This window comes from Aeromonas sp. FDAARGOS 1414 (assembly GCF_019047065.1).
GTDB lineage: Bacteria > Pseudomonadota > Gammaproteobacteria > Enterobacterales > Aeromonadaceae > Aeromonas > Aeromonas veronii_A.
On record NZ_CP077210.1, the window covers coordinates 4,169,093 to 4,194,995 of the forward strand.

At 60.7% G+C, this 25,903-nt stretch carries 26 protein-coding genes; 9 read left to right on the top strand and 17 right to left on the bottom strand.

The annotated features are described in order from the left end of the window. Nucleotides 1-24 precede the first annotated feature (24 nt). Together I6L44_RS18900 and I6L44_RS18905 are read right to left on the bottom strand one after the other, a co-directional pair. Nucleotides 25-567: a GNAT family N-acetyltransferase gene (locus I6L44_RS18900; RefSeq protein WP_216954509.1), complete on the bottom strand. Its 543-nt coding sequence runs from the start codon at nucleotides 565-567 to the stop codon at nucleotides 25-27. Continuing rightward, nucleotides 567-983, bottom strand: a complete 417-nt coding sequence (locus tag I6L44_RS18905; RefSeq protein ID WP_216952781.1) for a GNAT family N-acetyltransferase — start codon at nucleotides 981-983, stop codon at nucleotides 567-569. Before I6L44_RS18905 ends, I6L44_RS18900 begins: the two co-directional genes overlap by 1 nt. A 287-nt stretch (nucleotides 984-1,270) precedes the next feature. Between I6L44_RS18905 and I6L44_RS18910 the strand changes: the two genes are divergently transcribed. Then, entirely contained in the window at nucleotides 1,271-1,849 is a 579-nt protein-coding gene (locus I6L44_RS18910) for a penicillin-binding protein activator LpoB (RefSeq protein ID WP_216952782.1), read from the top strand. 89 nt (nucleotides 1,850-1,938) lie between these two features. Here I6L44_RS18910 and I6L44_RS18915 read toward each other — a convergent pair whose 3' ends face one another. Both I6L44_RS18915 and I6L44_RS18920 read right to left on the bottom strand, forming a co-directional pair. Next, a complete protein-coding gene (locus I6L44_RS18915) occupies nucleotides 1,939-2,574 on the bottom strand; it encodes a Vat family streptogramin A O-acetyltransferase (RefSeq protein ID WP_216952783.1) in 636 nt (211 codons plus the stop codon). A gap of 23 nt (nucleotides 2,575-2,597) precedes the next feature. Further along, on the bottom strand, nucleotides 2,598-2,915 hold the full coding sequence (locus tag I6L44_RS18920) for a hypothetical protein (RefSeq protein WP_058056329.1): 318 nt from the start codon (nucleotides 2,913-2,915) through the stop codon (nucleotides 2,598-2,600). Between the two features lie 350 nt (nucleotides 2,916-3,265). Between I6L44_RS18920 and I6L44_RS18925 the strand changes: the two genes are divergently transcribed. Continuing rightward, nucleotides 3,266-4,156: a sensor domain-containing diguanylate cyclase gene (locus tag I6L44_RS18925; RefSeq protein WP_159158084.1), complete on the top strand. Its 891-nt coding sequence runs from the start codon at nucleotides 3,266-3,268 to the stop codon at nucleotides 4,154-4,156. A 152-nt stretch (nucleotides 4,157-4,308) separates the two neighbouring features. On the opposite strand, the gene I6L44_RS18930 is transcribed toward I6L44_RS18925, so the two are convergent. Continuing rightward, nucleotides 4,309-4,563, bottom strand: a complete 255-nt coding sequence (locus I6L44_RS18930; RefSeq protein WP_216952784.1) for a hypothetical protein — start codon at nucleotides 4,561-4,563, stop codon at nucleotides 4,309-4,311. Between the two features lie 64 nt (nucleotides 4,564-4,627). Here I6L44_RS18930 and I6L44_RS18935 point away from each other — a divergent pair, with 64 nt between their 5' ends. Further along, a complete protein-coding gene (locus I6L44_RS18935; protein ID WP_216952785.1) occupies nucleotides 4,628-5,902 on the top strand; it encodes an amino acid permease in 1,275 nt (424 codons plus the stop codon). Between the two features lie 66 nt (nucleotides 5,903-5,968). Here the strand turns inward: I6L44_RS18935 and I6L44_RS18940 are convergent, their stop codons facing one another. After that, nucleotides 5,969-6,607 (bottom strand): exopolysaccharide biosynthesis protein, encoded by a 639-nt coding sequence (locus tag I6L44_RS18940; protein ID WP_216952786.1) that lies wholly within the window; start codon nucleotides 6,605-6,607, stop codon nucleotides 5,969-5,971. Between the two features lie 251 nt (nucleotides 6,608-6,858). On the opposite strand from I6L44_RS18940, the gene I6L44_RS18945 reads away from it, so the two are divergent. Continuing rightward, nucleotides 6,859-7,482, top strand: coding sequence for an outer membrane beta-barrel protein (locus I6L44_RS18945; protein WP_216954511.1), 624 nt, complete (start codon nucleotides 6,859-6,861; stop codon nucleotides 7,480-7,482). Nucleotides 7,483-7,572: 90 nt separating this feature from the next. Here the strand turns inward: I6L44_RS18945 and I6L44_RS18950 are convergent, their stop codons facing one another. Next, a complete protein-coding gene (locus tag I6L44_RS18950; RefSeq protein WP_216952787.1) occupies nucleotides 7,573-8,496 on the bottom strand; it encodes a GGDEF domain-containing protein in 924 nt (307 codons plus the stop codon). Between the two features lie 504 nt (nucleotides 8,497-9,000). On the opposite strand from I6L44_RS18950, the gene amt reads away from it, so the two are divergent. Then, complete coding sequence (gene amt, locus I6L44_RS18955) at nucleotides 9,001-10,428, top strand: ammonium transporter (RefSeq protein ID WP_103252255.1); 1,428 nt, start codon at nucleotides 9,001-9,003, stop codon at nucleotides 10,426-10,428. Between the two features lie 82 nt (nucleotides 10,429-10,510). Here amt and I6L44_RS18960 read toward each other — a convergent pair whose 3' ends face one another. From I6L44_RS18960 to I6L44_RS19000, 9 genes are all read right to left on the bottom strand, one after another. Then, nucleotides 10,511-10,978, bottom strand: coding sequence for a glycine zipper 2TM domain-containing protein (locus I6L44_RS18960; RefSeq protein WP_201952827.1), 468 nt, complete (start codon nucleotides 10,976-10,978; stop codon nucleotides 10,511-10,513). A 119-nt stretch (nucleotides 10,979-11,097) separates the two neighbouring features. Further along, complete coding sequence (locus tag I6L44_RS18965) at nucleotides 11,098-11,574, bottom strand: GNAT family N-acetyltransferase (protein ID WP_139405189.1); 477 nt, start codon at nucleotides 11,572-11,574, stop codon at nucleotides 11,098-11,100. Between the two features lie 112 nt (nucleotides 11,575-11,686). After that, nucleotides 11,687-12,091, bottom strand: a complete 405-nt coding sequence (locus I6L44_RS18970) for a nitrous oxide-stimulated promoter family protein (protein ID WP_216952788.1) — start codon at nucleotides 12,089-12,091, stop codon at nucleotides 11,687-11,689. Nucleotides 12,092-12,178: 87 nt separating this feature from the next. Further along, nucleotides 12,179-13,981, bottom strand: a complete 1,803-nt coding sequence (locus I6L44_RS18975) for an aminopeptidase P family protein (RefSeq protein WP_216952789.1) — start codon at nucleotides 13,979-13,981, stop codon at nucleotides 12,179-12,181. Between the two features lie 33 nt (nucleotides 13,982-14,014). Beyond that, a complete protein-coding gene (locus I6L44_RS18980; RefSeq protein WP_058056336.1) occupies nucleotides 14,015-14,680 on the bottom strand; it encodes a GntR family transcriptional regulator in 666 nt (221 codons plus the stop codon). A 192-nt stretch (nucleotides 14,681-14,872) separates the two neighbouring features. Beyond that, nucleotides 14,873-16,498, bottom strand: coding sequence for a phosphoenolpyruvate carboxykinase (ATP) (gene pckA, locus I6L44_RS18985; RefSeq protein WP_139405192.1), 1,626 nt, complete (start codon nucleotides 16,496-16,498; stop codon nucleotides 14,873-14,875). 149 nt (nucleotides 16,499-16,647) lie between these two features. After that, on the bottom strand, nucleotides 16,648-17,532 hold the full coding sequence (gene hslO / locus I6L44_RS18990; protein ID WP_216954513.1) for an Hsp33 family molecular chaperone HslO: 885 nt from the start codon (nucleotides 17,530-17,532) through the stop codon (nucleotides 16,648-16,650). 83 nt (nucleotides 17,533-17,615) lie between these two features. Beyond that, a complete protein-coding gene (gene hslR / locus I6L44_RS18995) occupies nucleotides 17,616-18,014 on the bottom strand; it encodes a ribosome-associated heat shock protein Hsp15 (RefSeq protein WP_216952790.1) in 399 nt (132 codons plus the stop codon). A gap of 254 nt (nucleotides 18,015-18,268) precedes the next feature. Continuing rightward, entirely contained in the window at nucleotides 18,269-18,649 is a 381-nt protein-coding gene (locus I6L44_RS19000) for a hypothetical protein (RefSeq protein ID WP_216952791.1), read from the bottom strand. A gap of 185 nt (nucleotides 18,650-18,834) precedes the next feature. Here I6L44_RS19000 and I6L44_RS19005 point away from each other — a divergent pair, with 185 nt between their 5' ends. Beyond that, nucleotides 18,835-20,223 (top strand): phosphatase PAP2 family protein, encoded by a 1,389-nt coding sequence (locus I6L44_RS19005; RefSeq protein ID WP_216952792.1) that lies wholly within the window; start codon nucleotides 18,835-18,837, stop codon nucleotides 20,221-20,223. Beyond that, complete coding sequence (gene ydiK / locus I6L44_RS19010) at nucleotides 20,220-21,311, top strand: AI-2E family transporter YdiK (RefSeq protein ID WP_216952793.1); 1,092 nt, start codon at nucleotides 20,220-20,222, stop codon at nucleotides 21,309-21,311. The genes I6L44_RS19005 and ydiK overlap by 4 nt, the downstream gene beginning before the upstream one ends. 104 nt (nucleotides 21,312-21,415) lie before the next feature. Here the strand turns inward: ydiK and mutS are convergent, their stop codons facing one another. Next, the gene (gene mutS / locus I6L44_RS19015) at nucleotides 21,416-23,935 is read right to left on the bottom strand and encodes a DNA mismatch repair protein MutS (protein ID WP_216954515.1); all 2,520 of its coding nucleotides are present in this window, start codon (nucleotides 23,933-23,935) and stop codon (nucleotides 21,416-21,418) included. A gap of 322 nt (nucleotides 23,936-24,257) precedes the next feature. On the opposite strand from mutS, the gene pncC reads away from it, so the two are divergent. Together pncC and recA are read left to right on the top strand one after the other, a co-directional pair. Beyond that, a complete protein-coding gene (pncC, locus tag I6L44_RS19020) occupies nucleotides 24,258-24,749 on the top strand; it encodes a nicotinamide-nucleotide amidase (protein ID WP_033115928.1) in 492 nt (163 codons plus the stop codon). 80 nt (nucleotides 24,750-24,829) lie between these two features. Continuing rightward, nucleotides 24,830-25,894, top strand: coding sequence for a recombinase RecA (recA, locus tag I6L44_RS19025; RefSeq protein ID WP_216952794.1), 1,065 nt, complete (start codon nucleotides 24,830-24,832; stop codon nucleotides 25,892-25,894). Nucleotides 25,895-25,903: the final 9 nt, after the last annotated feature.

The following is a 25,903-nucleotide window of genomic DNA, read 5'->3' on the forward strand; positions in this document are numbered from 1 at the left end:
GCATGATCCTCTCGGCTACAGAAATCAGTCTGTGGGAACAATGGCGTAGATATGTGCATCCATAGGCTGCCCATGGAGAAAGATGCGGTTCCTTGCCCGACACTCGAAGTTGGCCCCTGCGGCGATGGCAACCGCTTCGCTGGCGGTGTTGCCGACCCCCATCACGATCTCCAGCCGAAATAGTCCCAACTGCTGAAAGCCAAAATCACGGAGCAGGGCGACCGCCTGTCGGGCGATACCGCATCCCTGGCGGGATTGGCGTACCCAATAGCCGATATTGCCGTAGCGATGATGGGGTGACAGCTGGTTGATTCCTGCGCCACCCAGCAGTTGGCCGGTGGTGGCGCAGAAGATGCCCATGTCAAAGGCGCGTCCCGCCGCACAATCCTGCGCGCAGCTGGCAAACCACTCCAGCGCGTTTTCCCGAGTAAATGAATGGGAGCACCAGCTCATCCATTTACCGACCGTCTCGATGGATTCGTGGGCCGCGCGGAAAAACTCGTCGGCGTCGCCCGGCTCGAACGGGCGGATCACGATATTGGCATTGGCAAGGCGCTGGAATGTCATCACTTGCCCTGCTTCTTCAAAAAATAACTCACATGCCCCGGCGGCATATCGGGCAGCTGGCCAAAGACTTCGTAACCCTGCTTCTGGTAGAAGGGGAGGGCCTGAAAACTGGTGGTTTCCAGATGGTAGTTGCTGATGCCTTTGCTTTGGGCGTACTGCTCCATGGCGCCGAGCAGGCGGCCGCCCCAGCCATCGCGGCGGATGCTTTCATCGATCCAGAGCCAGTCGACATGCAGCCAGCCCCACTTGATATCGGCGATGATGCCGCCGTGTACCTTGCCCTCTTCATCCTTGATAAAGCTGGCGATCCGCTCGCGCAGATGGGTACCGGCGTGTTCCTTGTTGTAGCCCGAGAGACCAATGCGCAGCGCTTCGATCTCATCGTCCTGAGGCGGTTGGGGTGGGGTGAGTTGCATAGTGCTTCCTGCTTGAGTGTGATGATCTCTGTCGGGTTGCGACGTGTTGTGCGCCGGGCTTACCGCTGCGTTACTGTTGATGTTTTACCGACACTACCCTAACGGAATCGGGTGGAGCCGTGCCAGCTTTTTCGTGGGCCCAGGTTCGCCAGTCTCTGTCGCCCTGTGGTGGTGGGCGTATCGACCCCGCCGGGGTTTGTCCCTAGCATAAGGAGGATGCGGGGCAGGGGCTCCGCCATGCGGGCATGTGTTGATGCCCGTTTACGGATTTCTGGCGGAGAGAAAAGATGAAGCTGCGTTCCTTGTTGATGGTGGGGGCCCTGCTGCTGTGCGGTTGTGCGGTCAATCCCTACGGTGGTACTCAGGCTCCTGTCAGTGAACCCGATCAGCCAGTGAGCCAGCCGGACAAGCCGGTGACCAAACCGGATAGCGGGGACGTTCAGCCCAAGCCGGTGGCGCCGACAGGACTGGCGCAGGCCATGGCCGATCTCTTTGTGCAGGCCCCCGAGGTGCGGGAGCTGGCGCAAACCGGTCAGCCGGTGCTGCTCACCCCGCCCCAGAACGGCACCGGCGAGCCGGTGGACACCCGCGCCATGGCGGCGGCCATGAGCAAGCTCATCCAGAGCAAGAGCGGTTTTCACTTTGTCGACCAAGGGCAGGTGGCAGCCATCACCGGCCAGCTTGAGTATCAGCAGGGCAGGATGAACCCGGCCTCCCTTGTGCGGCTTGGCCGTCAGACCGGCGCCGGCTACATGCTCTACGGGGATCTGGTGACAGAGGGGAGCCGTTATCGGTTGTCGATGACCCTGATGGAGCTGCGCAGCGGCGAGCTGATCTGGAGCGGTAGTCGCTCCGCCAGCCACTGAGCGGTCTGCGACCAATCAAAAAGAGGGTTGAGTGCCTGTGCGCTCAACCCTCTTCTCATTTCTGGCCCTATGCCTGATGGGGCTTGTCTCTAGCGGATTGCCGCTTCCAGCGCGGCTATCTCGCCGCCGCTGATAAGCGGCAGGTTGCGGCTGATCTGCTCCACCGGCCAGTCCCACCAGGCGATGGCGTTGAGACGGGCTATGGTGTCGTCGTCGAAGCGGTAGCGGATCACCTTGGCGGGATTGCCGCCGACCACGGCATAGGCGGGCACGTCTCCGGTGACCACGGAGCGGGCGGCGATGATGGCGCCGTTGCCGACTTTTACTCCCGGCATGATCAGGGCGTCATAGCCAATCCAGACATCGTTGCCGATGACGGTATCCCCCTTGTAGGGGAGGCTGCCCGGGGCGGGGGCGGCATGCTCCCAGCCGTTGCCGAAGATAAAGAAGGGGTAGGTGGAGAAGCCGGAGGTCTGGTGGTTGGCGCCGTTCATGATGAACTTCACCCCGCGGGCGATGGCGCAGAACTTGCCGATGATGAGCTTGTCGCCGATGAAGGGAAAGTGGTAGAGAACGTTGCGCTCGAAGCCCGCCGAATCCTCCGGGTCGTCGTAATAGGTGTAGTCACCCACCTCGATATTGGGCCCCTTGATGGTGTTCTTGATAAAACACACCTGGGGGAAGCCATTCATGGGGTGGGGATTGGCGGGGTCGGGTCCGTGCATCCGGGCTCCTAGGGTTGGCCGGGCTAGAGCGCCGGGAAGTAGCAGGCGCTCATGTCGATAGGGTGATCGGGGCAGCCTGGCAGATAGAATTGCCAGCCCGCATCGGAGAAGGCGCGCAGTTCAGTTTCGACAAACTTGATGGCGAGGCTCAGGGCCTGCAGGCTGTCGATGCCGTAGATAAAGGTTTTGTCGCTCAGCCCCGCCAGCTTCACCTTGCAGCGCCAGTCACCGCTGGCGGACTTGGGATCCGGCTCGGGGGCCTTGATGGCGATCTTGAGGGTGAGCTGTTCCCCTTCGGTACTGATAGCGTCGAAGCGGGCGGTAACGATGGCGTTTTTCATCTGGCGATTCCTTTTCCGTGGTACAGCCCCTGCGGTTGCGGGGGGGCTGGCGTTCCTGATGGCTGATGAGGTGAAAACTGGACTCGTGACGGCCAGCGTAAATGAACTTGTGAGTTGAAACAATGAGATATCATTGAGCGAGGGAGGGGCCATCCGCCACTGCGAACGGTCGCAAGTCAGAGCGGCGGTGGGCGCAGGCAATCCTTGCTGGCCGAGACGTCTGCATGCTGCTAGATGTAAAGGATTGTTGGCTATGACGGCAGATTTTTCTCCGTTGCCGATGAGGGCGAGTGAGTCCTTTTAAGGCAGAATATCTCCCCCCTGTTTGACCCTAACGTACAGGAGTCTCCGTGGCGCTTTCGGTAACCCAGCTTTATGAAGTGATGGCCCAATTGCCAGATCCCATCTTCATCCTCAGTGAAGATGGTTATTACGTGGAATATATCGGCGGCATGGAGCAGCAATCCTATCACGATGGCAATCCGCTGGCGGGCAAGCAACTGGCCGATGTGCTGCCACCCGAGATGGCCATGTGGGTCAAGGCACAGGTTGCCGAGTCACTGGCGAGCGGTCAGGTGCGGGTGGTGGAGTATGAGCTATCAGCAGCCGAGGTGGGGGGGATCAATGCCGCCGTCGGGCCGCAGGGGGTACAACGCTTCGAGGGCAAGATTGCCCCGCTGCCCTCCCTCTATGACGGCAAGCGGGCGGTGGCCTGGGTGACTCGCAATATTACCCGCCAGTACGAGTTGCAGCAGCGACTGCAGCGCCAGAGCGAGACCGATCAGCTGACCGGTCTCTACAACCGCCGCTTCTTCTTCGAGCACTGCCAGCCGCTGCGGACAGGGGAGGCGCCCTGTGGCCTTATCATGCTCGACATCGATCACTTCAAGCAGATCAACGATCACTACGGCCATCAGCAGGGAGATCGGGCCTTGCAGCGATTCAGTGGCTGCATCGATGCCCTGTTGCGTGCGGACGATCTCTTTGTGCGCAGCGGCGGCGAGGAGTTTCTTATCCTGTTGCCACGGATCGATGAGGCCGGTTTGCTGCAGATGGCGGAGCAGATCCGTGCTGCTGTCGAAGCATTGCCTGCCGATCCGGTCGCCATCACGGTCAGTCTGGGCACAACCCTGGTGCAGCCGGAGGAGGAGATCAATCAGGCGCTGGCCCGGGCCGACGAGTGGCTCTATCAGGCCAAGCGGGCAGGGCGCAACCGGGTGGCACACTGCCCGGCACGCTGAGCTGATTGGTCCTGTTATTGGCAGACATCACCTTTCCTTTTGCCATAAATAAATTGGCTGACATCACTGTCAATTAGTCGAAAAGTTGGCCGAATTATTTCACTGATATTCCACAGCTTAAGGTGTTAATATTATCGGCCTGATCGCTGGTCTTATTTGTGTTGTTGGGCAACAGCATGAGGTTTTATCGGTATGTTATCAAAAGGGTTTGGATCTGGTTCTGGATGACGAATGTGACACATTTCATTGTCTTTTGAAACAATCCGATTCAAACGGTCATGAATTATTAACCTTGACCAGGTTGGCGATTTCAACGATGGTAGCGTGGCAGCTCCGTTTACTTCCGGTGGCCCTGTTGGCCACTGGCGGCGTTGTTTTTTCATGTGCAGGGCGATCTGCCATGACATATCGCCAGCCTGTTATTCGGGCCAATAAAAATAATGATGACAGACTAATAAGGTATATATTGCAATGAGTGTTTCTATTGCTGAAAAGAGTCACCCTGTTTCAAAATTGAAATGGGAGAAAAGCGATTCGGTATGGACCATGGGCTTATATGCCACTGCTGTTGGTGCCGGTACGTTATTTCTCCCTATTACTGTTGGCAGTAATTCCCCGGTTATTTTGCTGTTTATATTATTGCTGGCTTTCCCGCTCTCTTATTATTCCCACCGGGCATTGAGCCGCTTTGTGCTCTCCAGCTCCCATAAGGAAGGGGATATCACCCATGTGGTGGAGGAGCACTTCGGTGCCAGGGCGGGCAAGCTGCTGATGCTGGTCTATCTGATGGCCTTCTACCCCATCATTCTGGTCTACAGCATCTCCATCACCAATGCGATCCAGAGCTTCGTGGTACATCAGCTGGGGGATGCCGAGCTTCCCCGCGGCTTGCTGGTGCTGGGGGTGATGCTGGGCCTGCATCTGGTGCTGCTGGCCGGCAAACAGATCGTGGTGTCGGCCATCAGCGTGCTGGCGCTGCCCATGGTCGCCTTTCTGATTGGCCTCTCGATCTATCTGCTGCCCCAGTGGAGCCTCTCCTATTTCACAGAGAGTCAGGCAGTGGAGTGGCGTGACCCGGCGTTCTGGAAATCCCTCTGGCTGATCGTGCCGGTGATGGTGTTCTCCTTCAGCCATGCGCCCATTATCTCCTCCTTCAGTGCGGCGCAGAAGAAGCGTTGTCAGGAGAGTGCCGACCTGCGTGCCAAGCGGATCATCAAATACAGCAGCATGCTGATTTGCGGCAGCGTGCTCTTCTTCGTGGTGAGCTGCGTGATGAGCCTGAGTCAGGCCGAGATGGCGCTGGCCCGCACCGACAATATCTCCGTGCTGTCGGCGCTGGCGAACAAGTTTTCCAATCCGCTGATCGCCTATGTGGGGCCGCTTATCGCCATTCTGGCCATGTCCAAATCCTTCCTCGGCACCTCCATGGGGGTTAGCGAGGGGACGGTGAGCATGGTGAGCGGTGCCTGTCAGGGGCTGGGGCTCTCTCTCAAGGAGTCGACCATCGCCCGGGTGTCGTCGGTGATCCTGTTTATGGTGACCGCCCTCATCACCTATCTGAACCCCAATGTGCTCGACATCATCGAGCGCGTCAGTGGCCCGCTGATCGCGGTGATCCTGTTTCTGCTGCCGGCCTGCTCCATCTATCGCTTGCCCGCACTCAAGCGTTATCGCGGGCCGAGTACCCTTTTTGTGTTGGTGATGGGGCTGCTTGCCATCTCGGCCCTTATCTACGATCTGCTTTGACCGGGCGGTATCCCGCACAAATCCAAAAGGGCGACCATCTAGTCGCCCTTTTTCTGTGCATCGGGGTTAGCCGAGCAGGCCGGTGGCGCTCTGGCCCGCCATCAGCAAGCCGATGGCCAGCACGCTGAACCAGACCAGGGTCGCACTTACCAGCAGATAGCCGCTGGCAACGAACAGACCGTCCCGCTGCAACATGCCGGTGCAGAGCAGCAGGATGGCCCAGGCGGGCATGGCATTGGTGAAGGGGATGGCGCCCAGGGGTAGCATCAGCAGCAGGGCGGCCAGCATGATCAGCAGACCGTTGCAGCGGTTGACCGTGCTGCTGCCGGTCAGCACCAGCAGGCGCGGGCGGATAACGCGATCGACACGGGCCAGCAGATCCGCACCCTTGTGCAGGGTCGGCTTGAGCTGGTCGGCGGCGAAGCGGCGTTCCATCAGGATGGCGGGCAGCCAGGGCACCCGGTTGAGGGTGATGCCGATGCCGATAAAGAGGATCAGCAGACCAAACGGGGTGCTGACCCCGGGAATGGAGACCGGCAGCAGGAAGGGGACGGTGAGCAGCACGCAAAACAGCAGCATGCCCTGTTCGCCCACCAGCGCGAGCATCTGGCGCAGGCTGATGTGGCTCTCGTCGATGGCATGCGCGGTGGCCCGCAGGGTATCCGCGAGGGTGGTTTGGGGGTCGTGAAGTTGCGCGGCAACCATTCCCTGATGTCCTTTTGAGTAGTGATAACGGGCCCCGATGACCCGATTTGGCGCCAGCATACGTGGCAGAGGTTAACCGTCGATGAATGGTGGCAGGGGCGCATAGCGGCGCCAGTGGGGCGGCTCGGCAGAGGTTCCGGCGAGAGGGAAATCCCGCGATGAAAGTGATCCGGTACAGCCGCCATTTAGGATGGGCGCAGGATGCCTCTGGTATGCTTTCTGCACAATCACACAGGGAGCAGGGGACGATGATGAAGAGAGCCGGGATAGCGATGATGGGGCTGTTGCTGCCACTGGGGCAGGCCTGGAGTAGCGAGGCTGCGACCACATCTGGTTGGCAGGTGACGCCGTTTTTCGGCTACAGCTCAGCCATCGACTTCGAGAAGGGTGACGAGGTGGTGCAGCCGGTGCCGCTTTCTGCATCGCTTGATTCACTGCAGGGGCAGAGTTCCGGCAGCTGGGGTCTCTTTATCAGCAAGGAGGTGGATGATCCGGGCATGATCGAGCTGCTCTACAGCCATCAGTCCACCACCCTCTCTCCCGACCAGCCGGATCGCCTGACGGTGGACATCCTGCACTTTGCCGGTGCTTTGACCCTCTCTGACAACCTGATGGCGCCCTATATCGGCGCCGGGATCGGGGTGACCCGCTTTGCCGCTTACGACAGCGAGGTGACCCCTTCCATGTCGCTGGCGCTCGGGGTGCAACCGCGCCTCGCCGAGCATCTGGCGCTGCGGGCCGAGGTGCGCGGTTATGGTTCGCTGGTCAACGACAACAATCAGTTTCTCTGCAACCCGGAGCAGTGCGTGTTCAAGGTGCGCGGGGAGCTGGTAACCCAGTGGCAGGCTAATATCGGTCTTACCTTCCGCTTTTAGGCGAGGGGATTTCTCCCATAAAACAGGGGCCATTGGGCCCCTGCTTCAGCAGCAATGTTCCGCCGTGATCGGCAATCAACCTGCAGATCTTCATGCCTCCTTGTTAGTCGGTGTCGCCCATACCGCGCAGTTTCTGCCCGCCTCCTTGGCGCCATAAAGCGCCTGATCCACCCGTTTGAACAGCGAGACTGCCGGTTCCTTGGGCTCGCGGATCCCCACTCCCAGACTGACCGTCATGGTATGGGTCGGGTCGGGGGCTATGGTGCGGGTCGCAGTGAGCAGGGTGTTGGCCAGTTGCTGTAGCTCGGCTTCGTGGGCGACGGGCAGCAGCAGGGCAAACTCTTCACCCCCGACACGGGCCGCCAGCGCACCGGGCGGGCAGTGCTGTTGCAACAGCTCGCCAAACTGCTGCAACACCCGATCCCCGATATCGTGGCCGTAGTTGTCATTGATCAGCTTGAAGTGATCCAGATCCAGCAGGATGAGGGCGTGGCAAATCCCCTGCTCCAGAAACAGCTGCTGATGAAAGTAGCGCCGGTTTGGCAGCTTGGTCAGATCGTCAAACAGCGCCTGCTCTCTGAGCCGGGTATTGATATGAAAGAGGTGGTGCATGGTGCTCAGGATGCCGATGCTGCTGAGCAGGATGCCGCTGGAGCGCAGCAGATCCTCGGCATAGATGGCGAGCCAGAGCGGCTGCGCCACCAGCTCATCCATGATGTCGGCGGTGGCCCCCATGATCCACAGCATCAGACCGCAGGAGAGCATGCGGTAGGTGTGGGTGGGCAGGTGGGCGCACTGCACCACCCAGAACAGGAACAGCATGGTGAGCCAGTTGATCACCTCGAAGCCAAAGCTGACGGCGTAAAAGCGCTCGTAGGGGAAGTGGGGCAGCAGCAACAGATGAAGGGTCATGATGGCCAGCATCAATCCCCCCAGCAACAAGATGTGGGAACGATGCTCCCGATCGAGCTGATGGTAGTGGGAGAGGCTGATATCGAGACGATCAAACTGCATGGTGTTCCTCGGATTGGGCCCGCCATCACGTTGCAAACAAGGCGCTGCGTAATGGTATGCCGTAGTCGGATAACAGAAACGGCTGGTCTGCCAGTGTAAACGAGTTGGCCCGCAGCGCGCGATATCGAGGGCTTCAGCTTGTGGGCTGGTTCAGGATTTGCGCATTTGTGGTGCGCCGGCCATGCCCTGCCCTGTGACAGGGCGGTTCAGTACCGGTTAGCGCAGAGCGTGCGCCATTTTGGTGCGTTAACGATGGCTGAGATAGTTAATTTAATGATTTTTAAGGATTTAAAATTATGGCCCACTTTATGCTTTTTACATGTCAGACGGTCTCTTGCGCTCATCGGCGGCAGACGCAGTGATGAGGAAGTGGCAAGAGGCATCCCCGTGCCGGGCGCGGGTGTGATTCTGGCGGGTTGCAGCAACACCTTGCGGTTCGCCACAGATTCAATCAGGGAAACGGAGCCGGTCTTGTACCGGTACGACAGGGAAGGAGAGTGCTCTATGGTCAAAAAATGGATGATGGCGGGTCTGACGATGTTGCCTGCCTTGCTGGTTACCCCAAGTTGGGCCGAAGAGGTCGCTCAGGTACAGGCGGCGGTGGCACCGGTTGCCGCCATGACAATCAACAAGGGTGACAACACCTGGATGCTGCTCTCGGCGGCCCTGGTGATCCTGATGTCGATCCCCGGTCTGGCCCTCTTCTACGGTGGTCTGGTGCGGGCCAAGAATATGCTGAGCGTGCTGATGCAGGTCTTTACCCTGTTCTGCCTTATCTGCGTGCTCTGGGTAATTTACGGTTATTCACTGGCCTTTACCGAGGGGGGCAATTTCTACGGCTCCTTCAGCAAGGTGCTGCTCAAGGGGGTGACCCCTGACTCCATCGCCGCCACCTTCAGCAAGGGTGTCGGGATCAGCGAGCTGATCTATGTGGTGTTCCAGGGGGCCTTTGCCGCCATCACCTGCGGCCTTATCGTGGGGGCGTTTGCCGAGCGCATCAAGTTTGCCGCCGTGCTGCTCTTCTCGGTGATCTGGTTCACCTTCGCCTATATCCCGCTGGCTCATATGGTGTGGTATTGGGCGGGTCCGGATGCCTATACCAGCGCCGAAGCCGCAGCAACCGCGACCGCAACTGCCGGGTATCTGTTCCAGCATGGTGCGCTGGACTTTGCAGGCGGCACCGTGGTGCACATCAACGCCGCCGTGGCGGGTCTGGTGGGAGCCTATCTGGTGGGCAAGCGTCTGGGCTATGGTCGTGATCCCATGACCCCGCACAGCCTGACCATGACCATGATCGGTGCCTCCCTGCTCTGGTTCGGCTGGTTCGGTTTCAACGCGGGCTCCGCGCTGGAAGCCAACGGGGTGGCTGCGCTCGCCTTTATCAACACCTGGGTGGCGCCGGCTGCGGCAGCTCTGTCATGGACGCTGGCCGAGTGGGTGATGAAGGGGCGTCCCTCCCTGCTGGGTGCGGCGTCCGGAGCGGTGTCCGGTCTGGTGATGATCACCCCGGCGGCCGGGTTTGTCGGTGTCGGTGGCGCGCTGGTGATGGGTCTTGTCAGTGGTGTGGCCGGTCTGTGGGGCGTCCACGGTCTTAAGCGTCTGCTGGGGGCCGATGACAGCCTGGATGTCTTCGGTCTGCACGGGGTGTGCGGCATTCTCGGCGCCCTGCTGACCGGCGTCTTTGCCAGCCCGGATCTGGGCGGCACCGGGGTGTGGGACTATGTCACCAATCAGGTTGCCGAGGGCTACTCCATCCTGACTCAGGTGAAGATCCAGGCTATCGGGGTCGGTGTCACCCTGCTCTGGTCCGGTGCCGTGGCGGCGATTGCCTTCAAGGCGGTCGACATGCTGATCGGGCTGAGGGTCAATGGCGATGCCGAGCGGGAAGGGCTGGATGTCACCTCCCACGGCGAGAAGGCTTACAGCATGTAATCCCGAACGTCAGACAACAAAAAACCGCCGGAACCGGCGGTTTTTTTATGGCTCGAGGGTGGCGAAACCTTGGTTCACACGCTTAATTCACGACGGCCACGTTGATGCTGCCATTGCCCTGGGTCATGCGTACCCGCGCGCCCGGCACGAAGGTGGGGCTGGCTTTTTGTACCACCACGATGGCTTCGCCGTTCTCTTTCTTGATCTCCAGCTCGACCCCGTCGACCTGGTTGAGTTTGTCGCCAGCGGCCTTGCCGGCTGCCGCGCCTGCAATGGCACCACCTGCTGTGGCGATATCACGGCCGGTGCCGCCGCCTATGGTGCTGCCTAGCAGGCCGCCGACCACGGCGCCGCCAATAGTGCCGAGCAGGGAGTTTTCATCAGCCTGGATCTTCACCGGGCGGGTGGAGATGATGGTGCCATAGCTTACGGTTTGTACCTGTTTGGCACGGTCTTTGGTGTAGACATCGCCAGAGTAGACATCGCTGTTGGCGCAACCGGTGACGGTAGTGGCGGCCAGCAGGGCAATAAGGGTCATACGTTTCAACATGATGGGCCTCCAAGGCTGAATAGAATTCAAACAATCAGTTTGATGAATTGAACTTTACTCCAAGCAAGCGGGACATGAAATCGGCAAAATGTAACCAATTATGCGTTCTGTAACCGGTTTTATCCTTGAATCGCAGCTGTACCGGAGAGGGTTTTAACCAGCACAAGCCGATCCTCGCCGGGGCCGAAGTAGTCGGCGACCTCTTCAACCAGTTGATAGCCAAGACGGTAGTAGAGGCGCTGGGCCGGATTGGCCGGATCGACCGTGAGCCGCAGTTCGCTGATCTGCAGCGCCTGCTGGTTGGCCTCCATCTGGCGCATCATCCGCTCCGCGAGGCCGAAACCGCGCGCCTCGGGCAGCACCGCCAGCGAGAGCACCCAGCCTTGCGACCGCTCCTGACCAAAGCCACCCAGCACATAACCCACCAGTTGCCCCTCGTATTCGGCCACCAGCAACAACTCGGGCCATAAATCCATCGCCTGACGGAAGAAGAAGGCGGGATAGACATCTTCACCAAAGACTTTGGCATCGATCTGCCAGATGGCGTGCATGTCATTGTGGGTGGCGGTGCGTAGCAGGGGCGGGTTGTGGTGCATCAGGACTCCATCGGCAGCAAACGGATCGGCAACGCCGCTGACCTTGGGGCCAACGGCAGAAAAGGAGTCATAGGGTAGTGGTCATCCCCTGCCGGATGCAAGGGATTGGCGGTTATGGCGGCAGCGGTCTGCTGTGGGGCAGTTTGGGAGCCTTGCGCAAGCCGTCGAGCAGATGGCGGAGGGTGAGCCAGGGGTGGCGCAGCAACATGCGCGGGCCGCTCCACTTCATCACCTGCTGGATCTGTTTGCGCATCGCCGGTGCGTAGCAGTGGATATTGCAGTTGGCGCAGGTGGGTTTGTGGCCGTGGCCATAACGGCAGCGACGAAGGCGCTGATGGGCGAAATCCCGCAACTGGCGACAGTGGCGGCAGTGGGGATCCTGATGATGGTGCTGGCAGTAGAGGCGGATCATGGCGCTGACCGTCTGCTGCTCGCGCATGAGTCTGGGATGGTCACTCGCCTTTTTGCTGGCTGCGGCGTGTGAGCCCCGGGCTGGGTGGGCATGATGACTTTTCATGGCCGCCATTCTCCTGACCTGCTCGCATGGGGTGTTGATACAGGTCAAAAGGGGGGATAAAAAACAGGGCCCGCAGGCCCTGTGTCATCAGATGAGGCTGGTTGCCTGCTCCAGCCAGGCGAGATCCTCGCCCTCGAGCAGCGGGCTCAGGCGGCGGAACACCTCGACGTGGTATTCGTTGATCCAGCGGAATTCGGCCGGGCTCAGCAGGCTGCGGTCGATCAGGCGGGTATCGAACGGCACGTAGGTCAGACGCTCGAAGCCCAGCATCGGCAGCTCGCCAACCTGTTCCAGCTCGGTCACGACTACCAGGTTCTCGCAACGGATGCCGAAGCCATCTTCACGGTAGTAGCCCGGCTCGTTGGAGAGCACCATGCCCGGTTGCAGGGCGACCATGCTCCCTTTCGGCGCGATGCGCTGGGGCCCTTCGTGGACACTCAGGAAGTGGCCGACGCCGTGGCCGGTGCCGTGGTCGTAGTTGTAACCGGCTTGCCACAGCGGCATGCGGGCCAGCACGTCGAGCTGGATACCGGCGGTGCCGCGGGGGAAGCGGGCCTGATCCAGCGCGATATGGCCCTGCAATACGCGGGTAAACATCGCCTTCTGCTCATCGGTCACCTCACCCACCTTGATGGTGCGGGTGATGTCGGTGGTGCCATCCATGTATTGGCCACCGGAGTCCAGCAGATAGAGGCTGTCCTGACCAAACGCACGGGGAGTGCCGTTGGTGTGGTGGTAGTGGCACATGGCGGCGTTGGGGCCGAGTGCCGAGATGGTGTCGAAGCTCGGCTCGACGTAGTGCTCCTGCTCGCGGCGGAACGCTTCCACCTGATCGGCCAGGGTGCCTTCATCCACTCCCTCGAACTCGCCGGAGGCAACCAGCCGATCCAGCCAGGCGAGGAAGCGGGTCATGGCCACGCCATCGCGCAGGTGAGCGGCACGCATGCCGGTCAGCTCGATCTCGTTCTTGCACGCTTTCGGCAGCATGGTGGGGTCTTGCCCTGCCACCAGAATGGCGCCCGCCTCTTCCATGACGAGCTGGGTCCAGGCGTTGGCGCTGTCCGGATCGGCCAGCACCTTCTGCTGATCTTCACCGATGCGCTGCAACACGTCGCCCAGCTTGTCGATGGGGTAGACGGAGACATCCTGCCCCACGTGTTGGGTGAAGGCGAAGCAGTCAATTTTGTCGGTATCGACGAAGAAATCCATGCTGGTGTTGGCGTAGAGCACCGCAAAGCCCAGCACCACCGGCAGCCGGTCGATGTCGCGGCCACGCAGGTTGAGCAGCCAGTTGATGGGCTCGGCCTGGGTCAGCAGCACTGCATCCAGCCCGCGCTTGCGCAGGTCGGCCGCAAGCTGTTCACGTTTGGACTGGCTGGACTGGCCTGCCAGCTCCTCGCTGTAGAGGATGACCGGGCTCTTGGTCGGCTCCGGGCGATCGCGCCAGTTCAGGTCGATGGGGTTCTGCTCGACGCGGATCAGCTCGATACCGCGGTCGGCCAGCACGGCCTTGGCATTCTTGTACCAGGTCAGGCTGTGCAGGCGGGCATCGAAGCCAACCCGGGAGCCTGACGGCAGCTGCTCGGCCAGCCACTGCACATGAGGATTTTCAATAAGGTGGAGGAATTCGAACAGTTCGGCGGGGGTTTGCATCCGCGCCTGCACCGTATAGCGACCATCGACAAAGAGGGCTGCTCGCTGGGCCATGATGATGGCGACCCCGGCAGAGCCGTTGAAACCGGTGATCCAGTCAAGCCGCTCGGCATAGGCGGGGATGTACTCGCCGAGGTGCTCATCATCGTGGGGGACGATAAAGGCGTCCAACTCCTGCATGGCCAGCTCGGCCCTGACTTGGGCGACGCGGGTTTCAATTATCTCGAAATTATTCATGTCGTTAGTGCCAGATGGTTGCTATATGAGTGTTCAGTTTTTATGGCCGCTGGCCAGGATCCGCTTGATCGACTGACCTGCTGCTTCGATATGCTGCCTGAGCAGCACCACCGCCTCGTGCTTGCGCCGGGCGCGGCACAGTTCCAGCAATTGGGCGTGTTCACGCTCCGCCTTGTCCACCCCGTCGCTGGCAAACAGCAGCTCGAAGCGGACATAGCGGTCACAGCTCAGATTGATCTGGGCGATCAGGTCAAGTGCCTGGGGGCGACCGGCTGCCTGATAGAGGGTGGCGTGAAAGCTGTGGTTCAACTCGGCCCAATGTTCGATCTGGGTGCCTGACTCCAGGGCGTGATCAAACTGGGCGAGGATCGCCTCCGCTTGCGCGAAGGTGGCTTCCGTCATCTTGTCGACGGCGTGGAACAGGGTATCGGCTTCCAGCAGCGCTCGCAAATAAAAGAGCTCTTCAATGGCCGAGGCGTCCAGCATGGTGACCACGGCGCCGCGATGGGCTTCGAACTTCACCAGCCCCTGCGCTTCCAGCTGCATCAGGGCTTCGCGCACCGGGATGCGGCTCACCGCCAGCTCTTTGGCAATGGCATCCTGACGCAAGGGGGCGCCAGCGGGGAACTCCCCACGGAGGATCCGGCCACGGAGGTTTTCCATCACCATCTGGGTTCGGGTCTTGTAGGGTGGGGTCATGGTCGGGTCACGATTGGGCGTTACAGAATTGTATATTGTATAAAGTTTGGCTGAATCTACCCCGTCAGGGCTGGCAAGGCAAGGTTTAGGGGGCTGTTGCTGCGTGGTTGGCGGCGTTCGGGGCTGCCATAAAACAAAAATGCCGGTCAGCATGGCTGACCGGCATGATGTCATTGATACGAAGCGAGCCTGTTACAGCTGCGGACCTGCAGCAACCAGACGCTTGCCCTCTTCATTATCGGTGAAGCGCTCGAAGTTCTTGATGAAACGCCCTGCCAGATCGACGGCCTTGGCATCCCACTCGGCTTTGTTGGCGTAAGTGTCGCGCGGGTCGAGGATCGCCGGGTTCACATCGTGCAGCGCGGTCGGGATCTCCAGATTGAAGATTGGCAGCACCTTGGTCTCGGCCTTCTCGATGGAGCCATCCAGGATGGCGTCGATGATGGCGCGGGTATCCTTGATGGAGATGCGCTTGCCGGTGCCATTCCAGCCGGTGTTGACCAGATAGGCTTCTGCACCTGCCGCTTCCATCCGTTTCACCAGCTCCTGGCCGTACTTGGTCGGATGCAGGGAGAGGAAGGCTGCGCCGAAGCAGGAGGAGAAGGTCGGGGTCGGCTCTGTGATGCCGCGCTCGGTACCGGCCAGTTTGGCGGTGAAGCCAGACAGGAAGTGGTACTTGGTCTGCTCCTTGGTCAGCTTGGAGACCGGAGGCAGCACACCGAAGGCGTCGGCAGTCAGGAAGATCACCTTGGTGGCGTGACCTGCCTTGGAGACCGGCTTGACGATGTTGTCGATGTGATAGATGGGGTAGGAGACGCGGGTGTTCTCGGTCTTGGAGCCATCATCGAAGTCGATGGTGCCATCGGCAGCAACGGTCACGTTCTCCAGCAGCGCATCGCGACGGATGGCGTGGTAGATGTCCGGCTCGGCCTCTTCGGAGAGCTTGATGGTCTTGGCGTAGCAGCCCCCTTCGAAGTTGAACACGCCGTGGTCATCCCAGCCGTGCTCGTCATCGCCGATCAGCTGACGCTTGGGATCGGTGGAGAGGGTGGTCTTGCCGGTGCCGGAGAGGCCGAAGAAGATGGCGACGTCGCCGTCCTGACCCACGTTGGCGGAGCAGTGCATGGAGGCAATGCCGCGCAGGGGCAGGAAGTAGTTCATCATGGAGAACATGCCCTTCTTCATCTCGCCACCGTACCAGGTGCCACCGATGAGCTGCATCTTCTCGGTCATGTTGAAGGCAACAAAGTTCTCGGAGTTGAGACCCTGCTCCTTCCAGTTCGGGTTGGTGCACTTGGCACCGTTCATCACCACGAAGTCAGGCTTGAAGGTTTTCAGCTCTTCATCACTCGGACGGATGAACATGTTTTTCACGAAGTGTGCCTGCCAGGCCACCTCGGTGATGATGCGCACGGCCAGGCGGGTATCCGGGTTGGCACCGCAGAAACCGTCGACCACAAACAGGCGCTTGCCGGAGAGCTGTTTGGTGACCAGCCCTTTCAGATGTGACCACACTTCCGGGGTAATGGCTTTGTTATCGTTTTTACCCTGGTCAGACCACCACACAGTATCCTGGGTAGTGGCATCTTTGACGATATATTTATCTTTCGGGGAGCGACCGGTGAAGATACCGGTGTTGACGTTGACGGCGCCCAGCTCGGTCACCACACCGCGCTCGAACCCTTCCAGGTCAGGGCGTGTCTCTTCGGCGAAAAGCTGCTCGTAAGAGGGGTTGCGAACGATTTCTTGGCTGTTTTTGATGCCGTACTGGTCCAGTCCTAATTGTTGGGCCAGGGTGGGTTCTGCCACGATTGTCATTGTATTCTCCTGGGTTCAGAGGTTGGTAGGGTTCTATCTGACGGTCATCCTATCACTTAGGTGGTAGAGTTTAGCGATCGCCATCAAACTTTATAAAATAGGGTATTTTTTTGTTATTAAAGTTAAAGGCGGGTTTTGCCCGCCTTTAATTAGTGTAACTGGTTTGCATCATTGCCGGGAGCCCTGCTGAACAGGGTTTCGACATCGATCCCATTAAATTGGTACTGGGCGCCGCAATAATCACAATGCATGTCGATCTTGCCGAGCTCCTGCACCATCTCCATGACCTCTTCCTTTTCTATCTGCAACAGGGCCCCTTCGCAGCGCTCACGGGAGCAGGTGCAGCGGAAGGAGACCGCTTGCGGATCGAACACCCGCACCTTGTCCTGATGGTAGAGACGGTAGAGGATCTCTTCCGCTTCCAGACCGAACAGCTCTTCATCCTTGATGGTGCTGGTGAGCTGGGTCAGGTGCTCGAAGTCGTTGCTGTGATCTTCGCTCTGTGCGGGCAGCTCCTGCAGCATGATGCCGGCAGCGCGGGGTTCCCCTTCATGGTAACCGGTACGGATCCACAGCTTGGTCGCCAGCTGTTCGGACTGGGCGAAGTAGTGCTCCAGACAGCCAGCCAGGGTGTCGGCGTCCAGCGCTATGATGCCCTGATAGCGCTCGCCCTGCTCCGGGGTGATGGTGATGATCAGCTGGCCGTTGCCAATCAAGCTCTGCAGCTTGCCATCGCTCGGCAGCTCGCCTTCATAGCGGGCCACGCCGCGCAGCTGCTGGTTGTTGTCACCATTGATCACGGCCAGACGCACCGGGCCATCGCCCTGCAGTTGCACTGTGATGGAGCCTTCAAACTTGAGGGTCGCGGTCAGCAGGCTGGTGGCGACCAGCAGCTCGCCCAGCAGCTTTTGCACCTGCACCGGGTAGTTCTGGGCTTCCACCACGTGGCGGTAGGTGTGATCCAGCTGGACCAGCTCGCCACGTACTTCGTACTCTTCAAACAGATAGCGATACAGCAGATCTTGGTTGCTCATCATATATTCCTGAGTTCTTCGGTGAGGTAAATCGGACGCAGTGACCGCCTGTGGCCGTCACTGCGCTATCAAATCGGGGTCGGTCAGTACTGCTTGACCTTGAGCAGCTGACGCCGCTCCTGCTTGTCGGGGCGGCGCTCGGGGCTTGGGGCAAACTGGCTGTTGAAGCGGCGTGCCTCGCTGTTTTCAGCCCGTTTTTTCAAGCTTTCGGCGGTCTCTTCATAGAGCTGCTGGGCGAGCGGTGCCGATTTGCGCTGATCGCTCAAGGCCAGCACCCGCACTTCCCGCTCATCCTGCCCCTGCCAGAAGCGGATCAGCGCACCCACTTCCACCTGTTTGCCCGGTTTGCTGCGCTGACCATTGTAGTGCACCTTGCCGCCGTCAATCTGATCCCGCGCCAGCGAGCGGGTCTTGTAGAAACGGGCCGCCCACAACCACTTGTCGAGACGAACCTCAAGGGCGCTTTCCGGATGATTGGCCATGAACAGGCTCCATAACGGGGAAAAGAGGCGGTCGATTATACCAGAGCCTGGGGGCGGGATAGAAACCGGGCAACCGCCGTGCGGGGCACAAACCATGTCAAGGTGATGCAACATATGGGCAGTTTGCTGATTAACAAGGGAATGGCGCTGGTTTATCGGGTATTCATGGGGCAGGGAGGGCCTTCATACCGCGCATATAACACTGCCGCCCCTGTTGGGGGCGGCAGCGCTCACATCCATCGATCATGTCAGAGTCAGAAGTGATCGTGCTGATCCGTCTTCTTCTGGTCGTGGGGGCCTTCGCTGTGGGCGATGGCGGTGCGGATGAGATCAACCCCGGCGCGGATAATCAGCACCCCCATGTTGACCAGCTTGACGCATACCCACATGAAGGTGATGAGCAGGATCAGCTTGAGTACGGTCTGGAAGGCCTCCAGGAAGTTCTGCTCCAGCTGGGCGGTGAGGCCATTGGCACTAGTCATCAGCCAGGTGTAGACCTCGCGCACGAACGGGATACGGCTTGGCATCTCCAGCACATCCAGTGCGGCAGGGAGCGCCTGGAAGATGACGATGCTGCCGAACAGGATCAGGATGACACCGATAGCGATGCCGAGGAAAAAGCCGAACTGTCTCATGGAAGGCTCCAGCGTTTGCTGCATGAAATTGAAGATAGCCGCCAATAGTAGGGAGTGCCCTCGCTCATCGCAATCTTCCGTGCACCTCCATTGCGGCGGGAACGACGGCGATCCGGCCCCCACCATTGCCCAACTATCTGATTTCTGGGAGGCTTGTCGCCATTGTGCATAGGGAAAGCAAATTGATGTCGAGAACCCTCTTTTTACTCTTGCTGGCGCTGTTTGTCGCTCTGCCAGCCCTGAGTGCCGAATCGGCAGCCCCCACGGCGGCGGCCTGCGCCATCCGCCATCAGGATCAACTGCTGCTGGTGCAGGATCGCATCTCCTCTCGCTACAGCTTGAGTGGCGGCTATATAGATGGCGACGAGCGCCCCGAGCAGGCGGCGCTGCGCGAACTCTATGAAGAGACCGGCTTGCGGGGGGGGGTTGTGCAGGAGCTGGGTCGCTGGCAGCGGGCGGTTATCTTCGCTTGTCGCACTCTGGAACCGATTGTCGCGCAGCAAGGCGCCGCGTTTGTCTCCATCCTGAAGGCCCCCAATCTGGGTGGCGAGATCCTTAACGCCCGGCTGATCGCCATCGACCAGCTCCCCCGCGAGCAGCGCCGCTTCCCGGATCAGCTCGACTGGCTGCAAGCCAGGCTTGATCAGGTGCCGGAGAGCGAGGTGCGCTGGCAGGCCGATTTCGTGATGCAGGGCAATGCGCTGCATCAGGCCGAGATCCCGCTGATGCTGCACATGCAACAGTGGCTGGGGCCCGATGTCTGGTGGCTGTCGGTCAGCAATCTGTTTGGTTCAGGCGGCTTTCAGCTTGCCCTGATACCTTTGCTGCTCCCGCTGCTGGGGTGGCCGCGACTGCGCCAGCTGCTGTTCGCCATGCTCTGGCTCGGCTTGCTGGTGCAGGCAAGCAAGGAGGGGATCGGCTGGCCGCGCCCCTTCCATCTGCAACCTGAACTGGCAACCCAGAGTGCCCAAGGCTTTGGCATGCCGAGCGGCCATACCGCCTCGGCCTTGCTGTTCTGGGGGGCGCTGCTTGGCTGGCTCTGGCCTGCCCGGCGCGGGCTGGCCTATTCGCTGGCGCTGCTGCTGGCGCTGACCACAGGTCTGGCGCGGGTCTGGCTCGGGGTGCACTTTATCTCTGACGTAGCGGCGGGGCTGCTGATGGGCGCCATACTGCTGGCTGCTTGTCCCTGCTGGCGTACCGATGGGGGTGGGGCAGGCTGGTTGCTGCTGATTGCCGCGGCGCTGGCGCTCGGGGGAATGACCCAATCGGCCCATCTGACCGGTATCGGGCTGGTAGCGCTGGGCCTCTGGCTCGGGGGAAAGGCTGCCCTCGTTCGTGCTGGTTATCCCCCGCTGCTTACAGGGGGCGTTGTGCTGGCGGGCGGCTTGCTGATCGGTGCCGGCCTGTGGCTGTTGCCGCTGCTAACCAGTAGCTCGTTGATCATACTGCTCGGACAGTTTGTGCTCTTTTTCGGGCTGGGGCTCTGGTTGAGCGCTGGCCTCTGGTGGATACTATCTCTCTTGAAACAAGACTCTCGACCCAGGGGCGGATGCCCTGCAAGGGGAACTCTATGAATATGAAAAAAGTGGATTTGGCCAAGATAACCTTGGGGGTGCTGTTTCTCAGCCTCCTGATCATCTCCTGCTTTATGGTGCTGCGCCCCTTCCTGCCCGCACTGGTGTGGGCCACCATGATCACCATCGCTACCTGGCCACTGATGTTGATGGTGCAGCGGTTGCTGTGGGGCAAGCGTGCGCTGGCCGCTCTCTTTATGAGCCTGGTGCTATTGCTGATGTTTGTCATTCCGCTCTTTATGACACTGGCCAATGTGGCGGAGAAAGCCCCCATGCTGATCGAACTGGGGACCAATATCAGCCAGTCGCCTCCGCCCGAGCTGCTCTGGTTGCAGCAGATCCCGCTGGTGGGCGGCAAGCTCTATGACTTCTGGCAGCAAATTCTGGCGAGCGGTGGTCAGGTGCTGTTTGCCAAGCTGGCGCCCTACTTCGGTCAGACGGCGCGCTGGCTGGCTGCTCAGGCCGGTAATCTGGGCATGCTGCTGGTCCACTTCCTGCTGACGGTCGGTATCTGTGGTCTGCTCTATCACTCCGGTGAAGTGGTGGCGACCGGCATTCGCCGCTTTGCCCACCGGCTGGCCGGGGATCGCGGTGACAATGCGACCGTGCTGGCTTCCCAGGCGATCCGCGCCGTGGCCATGGGGGTGGTGGTTACTGCGCTGGTGCAATCCTCGGTGGCCGGGGTGGGGCTGTGGATCGCTGGCATCCCCTACACCATGGTTCTGGTGGTGGTAATGTTCCTGCTCATCGTCGCCCAGATAGGTCCCTTTCCGGTGCTGATCTCCTGTGTCGGTTATCTCTACTGGAGCGGTGATACTACCTGGGGCACCTTCCTGCTGGTCTGGTCGCTGATCGCCGGCACAATGGACAACTTCCTGCGTCCCTTCCTGATCAAACGCGGTGCCAATCTGCCCCTCATTCTCATTCTGGTGGGGGTTATCGGCGGCCTGCTGGCGATGGGGATCATCGGTCTGTTTATCGGCCCCGTGGTGCTGGCTGTGGCTTATACCTTGCTGGATGCCTGGATCAAGGAGGGTGACCACCAGTCAGAGGCGACCCATATCGCGGCAGCGCCCAGTATAGATTGACGGTTCTATAAAAAGACGATGCAAAGAGCCGCCCGATGGGCGGCTCTTTTGTTGATGATGACAGCGTCAGGCCAGTTGTTTCATACCTGAGCCGCAGCGGTTGTTCACAGCATCTGCTTGAGGCGATAGAGCAGGTCCAGTGCCTGGCGCGGGGTGAGCTCGTCCGGGCGCAGCGCTTCCAGCTCTTCCACCACCGGATGAGGCTGCGGGGCGAGGGTCACCGGAGCCGGGCGGCTTTCACCGGCGGCGACCGGGGTGGCGCTCTCCAGCTCATGCAGTTTGTGACGGGCCTGCTGGATCACCGATTTCGGCACCCCGGCCAACGCTGCCACTTGCAGACCGTAGGAGCGGCTGGCCGCCCCTTCCTGCACCGCGTGCATAAAGGCAATGGTGTCGCCGTGCTCCACCGCATCGAGGTGGACGTTGGCCAGCCCGCTCATCAGCTCGGGCAGGCGGGTCAGCTCGAAGTAGTGGGTGGCGAACAGGGTGTAGGCGCCAATCTTGCTCGCCAGCTGTTCGGCACAGGCCCACGCCAGCGAGAGGCCGTCGTAGGTGCTGGTGCCGCGGCCAATCTCGTCCATCAGCACCAGACTGCGGGCGGTGGCGTTGTTGAGGATATTGGCGGTCTCGGTCATCTCCACCATAAAGGTGGATCGGCCGGAGGCGAGATCGTCCGACGCTCCGATGCGGGTAAAGATGCGGTCGATGGGGCCGATGCGGGCGCTGTCGGCGGGGACGAAGGCACCGATGTGGGCCAGCAGCACGATCAGCGCGGTCTGGCGCATATAGGTGGATTTACCGCCCATGTTGGGACCTGTGATGATCAGCATCCGCCGCTCCCGCTCCAGCCGGATGGGGTTGGCGATAAAGGGATCTGTCATCACCTGCTCAACCACCGGATGGCGGCCCGCCTCGATGATGATCTGATTTTCGTCGATGAGGGTCGGGCAGCGGTAGTCGAGGGTCTCGGCCCGCTCGGCCAGGTTGGCCAGCACGTCCAGCTCCGCCAGTGCGGCGGCGGAATCCTGCAGATCGCCGAGGTGGGGCAGCAGGGCATCGAGCAGCTCTTCGTAGAGCCGTTTCTCCAGCGCCAGCGCCTGGGACTGGGCGGTGAGTACCTTGTCCTCGTACTTCTTCAGCTCATCGATGATGTAGCGTTCGTTGTTCTTGAGGGTTTGACGGCGGATGTAGTGGGCTGGCACCAGATGGCTGTTGGCGCGGCTCACCTCAATGTAGAAGCCGTGCACCTTGTTGTAGCCCACCTTGAGGGTATTGATGCCGGTCAGCAGCTTCTCCCGCTCCTCGATGCGGGCGAGGCTGGCGGTGGCGCCGTTGGCGAGATCCCGCAGCTCGTCCAGCTCCTGATTGAAGCCGTCACGGATGACGCCACCATCGCGGATTAGCACTGGCGGCACCTCCATCACCGCGCGCTCCAGCAGGTCGAGCAGCTCGGGGAAGGTGCTGGCCCGCTCGGCCAGTTGTTGCACCGCTTCGTGCTCGTTGTCCGCCAGCAGGCGCTGCAACTCGGGTAACTGGGCGAAGGCCTGACGCAGCCGGGTGAGGTCGCGCGGGCGGGCCGAGCGCAGGGCGAGACGGGCCAGCACCCGCTCCACATCACCCACCTGACGCAGCAGGTTGCCCAACTCGTCGTAGAGGTTCTGCTCGATGAGCTCCTTGATGGTGCTCTGGCGACCTTTCAGGATCACCCGATCGCGGATCGGCTGGTGGATCCAGCGCTTGAGCAGGCGGCTGCCCATGGGGGTGGCGGTGCGATCCAGCACCTCGGCCAGGGTATTTTCATAGCCACCGGCCAGATTCTGGGTCAGCTCCAGATTGCGGCGGGTGGCGGCATCCATGATGACCGCATGATCCGGCTGCTCGAGGCGCACGTTGCGGATGTGGGGCAGGGCGGTGCGCTGGGTATCCTTGACGTACTGCATCAGGCAGCCGGCGGCGCACAGGGCGGTCTCGCTCTTGTCTACGCCAAAGCCCACCAGATCCTGGGTGCCGAACTGCTGGCAGAGCAGCTTGCGAGCTGTGCCCAGCTCAAACTCCCACTCCGGACGGCGGCGCAGGCCGCGGCGACCCTCGATATGGTGCAGGAACTCGAACGATTCGGGATAGAGCAGCTCGGCCGGATTGGTGCGCTGCAGCTCTGCCAGCAGGGTCTCTTCTTTCTCGAACTGGTTGATGAAGAAGCGGCCGGAGCCGATGTCCATTGTGCCATAGCCGAAGCGGCGGCCATCGTGGTAGACGGCGGCGATCAGGTTGTCCTGGCGCTCGCTGAGCAAAGCCTCGTCGGAGACGGTCCCAGGGGTGATGATGCGAATAACCTTGCGCTCGACCGGCCCCTTGCTGGTGGCGGGATCCCCCACCTGTTCGCAGATGGCGGCGGATTCGCCAAGCTGCACCAGCTTGGCCAGATAGCCCTCGATGGCGTGATAGGGCACCCCCGCCATCGGGATGGGGCTGCCCGCCGACTGGCCACGTTTGGTCAGGGAGATATCGAGCAGTTGAGAGGCCTTGCGGGCATCGTCATAGAACAGCTCGTAGAAGTCGCCCATCCGGTAGAACAGCAGGATCTCCGGGTTCTCGGCCTTGAGGCCAAGGTACTGCTGCATCATGGGCGTGTGGGCGCTCAGATTGGCGCCGGGAGCGGAGCTGGTGGCGCCGCTGGCTTGGTGTTGTGCGGTCATGTTCTGTTCCAGAAGGGGCCTCTGCGGGCCAGTGTCTGCGGTGATGAGCCTTGAGCTTGATGACGCCATTCTACACATAAGCGCCGCGGCGGGGGAGCGGGTGTTCCGGGCGCAGCTGCTCTGCGCTATTGAAGGCATGACGCCGGTGCGGCACCGCACATTGCGGCAGGCAAGGGCGGTCTGCCGTGGTTGCGGGCGGCGCTAGCGGGATCGCATAATGTGCCCTTTCCACGAATCAGAAGGAGCTGTGATGAAACTGGACGCAGAGATAGAGCACCTCGCCATCGAGCTGGGGCGGGCCCTTGGTCAACGGGGCTGGCTGGCGGCGACCGCCGAATCCTGTACCGGCGGTGGGGTGGCTACGGCCATCACCGACATCGCGGGTAGCTCCGGCTGGTTCGATCGCGGCTTTGTCACCTACACCAACGAGGCCAAACAGCAGATGCTGGGAGTGAGCCGCGAGAGCCTTGAGCGGCACGGCGCGGTGAGCGAGGCGGTGGTGCTGGAGATGGCCCGCGGCGCGCTGGCGCACTCGTCTGCCTCCATCAGCGTTGCCATCAGCGGCATCGCCGGCCCTGGCGGAGCCACCGAGGGCAAGCCGGTCGGTACCGTCTGGTTCGCCTGGGCCGACAGCAACGGCCGTCACCACTCCCTGCTGGCCCGCTTCGATGGGGATCGCCGGCAGGTGCGCCAGCAGGCGGTGAGACAGGCCTTGTCGGGTCTGTTGGCCCTGCTCAGATAAATTGGGCTTGATACTGTATGAATAGACAGTATACTTAGCCCAACTTCATTTTTTACTCACGATTTCCAGCGGAGATTGGCATGGATCAGAACAAACAGAAGGCACTGGCGGCTGCGCTGGGTCAGATTGAAAAGCAGTTCGGCAAAGGCTCCATCATGCGTCTGGGCGACAGCAAGACCATGGATATCGAAGCCATCTCCACCGGCTCCCTCTCGCTGGACGTGGCGCTGGGGATCGGTGGTCTGCCGTGCGGTCGTATCGTCGAGATCTACGGCCCGGAATCTTCCGGTAAAACCACGCTGACCCTGCAGGTGATCGCCGAAGCCCAGAAGAAGGGCAAGACCTGTGCCTTCGTCGATGCGGAGCACGCGCTGGATCCCATCTATGCCGCCAAGCTGGGCGTCAACGTCGACGACCTGCTTATCTCCCAGCCGGATACCGGTGAACAGGCGCTGGAGATCTGCGACATGCTGGTGCGCTCCAACGCCGTTGACGTCATCATCGTCGACTCCGTCGCAGCCCTGACTCCGAAAGCGGAAATCGAAGGCGAGATGGGTGACTCCCACGTCGGCCTGCAGGCCCGTCTGATGTCCCAGGCGCTGCGCAAGCTGACCGCCAACATCAAGAACGCCAACTGCCTGTGCATCTTCATCAACCAGATCCGGATGAAGATTGGCGTCATGTTCGGCAGCCCGGAGACCACTACCGGTGGTAACGCGCTCAAGTTCTACGCCTCCGTGCGTCTGGATATCCGTCGTACCGGCGCCATCAAGGAAGGCGACGAAGTGGTCGGTAACGAGACCCGCGTCAAGGTAGTGAAGAACAAGGTGGCTCCTCCCTTCAAGCAGGCCGAATTCCAGATCTTCTACGGTGCCGGTATCTCCAAAGAGGGCGAGCTGGTTGACCTTGGCGTCAAGCACAAGCTGATCGACAAGGCGGGCGCCTGGTACAGCTACAACGGCGAGAAGATTGGTCAGGGCAAAGCCAACGTGATGAAGCTGTTCGCCGAGAACAAGGCGCTGGCTGGTGAAGTGGAAGCCAAACTGCGCGAGCTGCTGCTCTCCGGTGCCGTACCTGTCGATGACAAGGCTACACCGGTTGAGGCAGAAGAGTTCGATGCCGAAAGCGAACAAGAGTTCGAATAAGGAACAAAG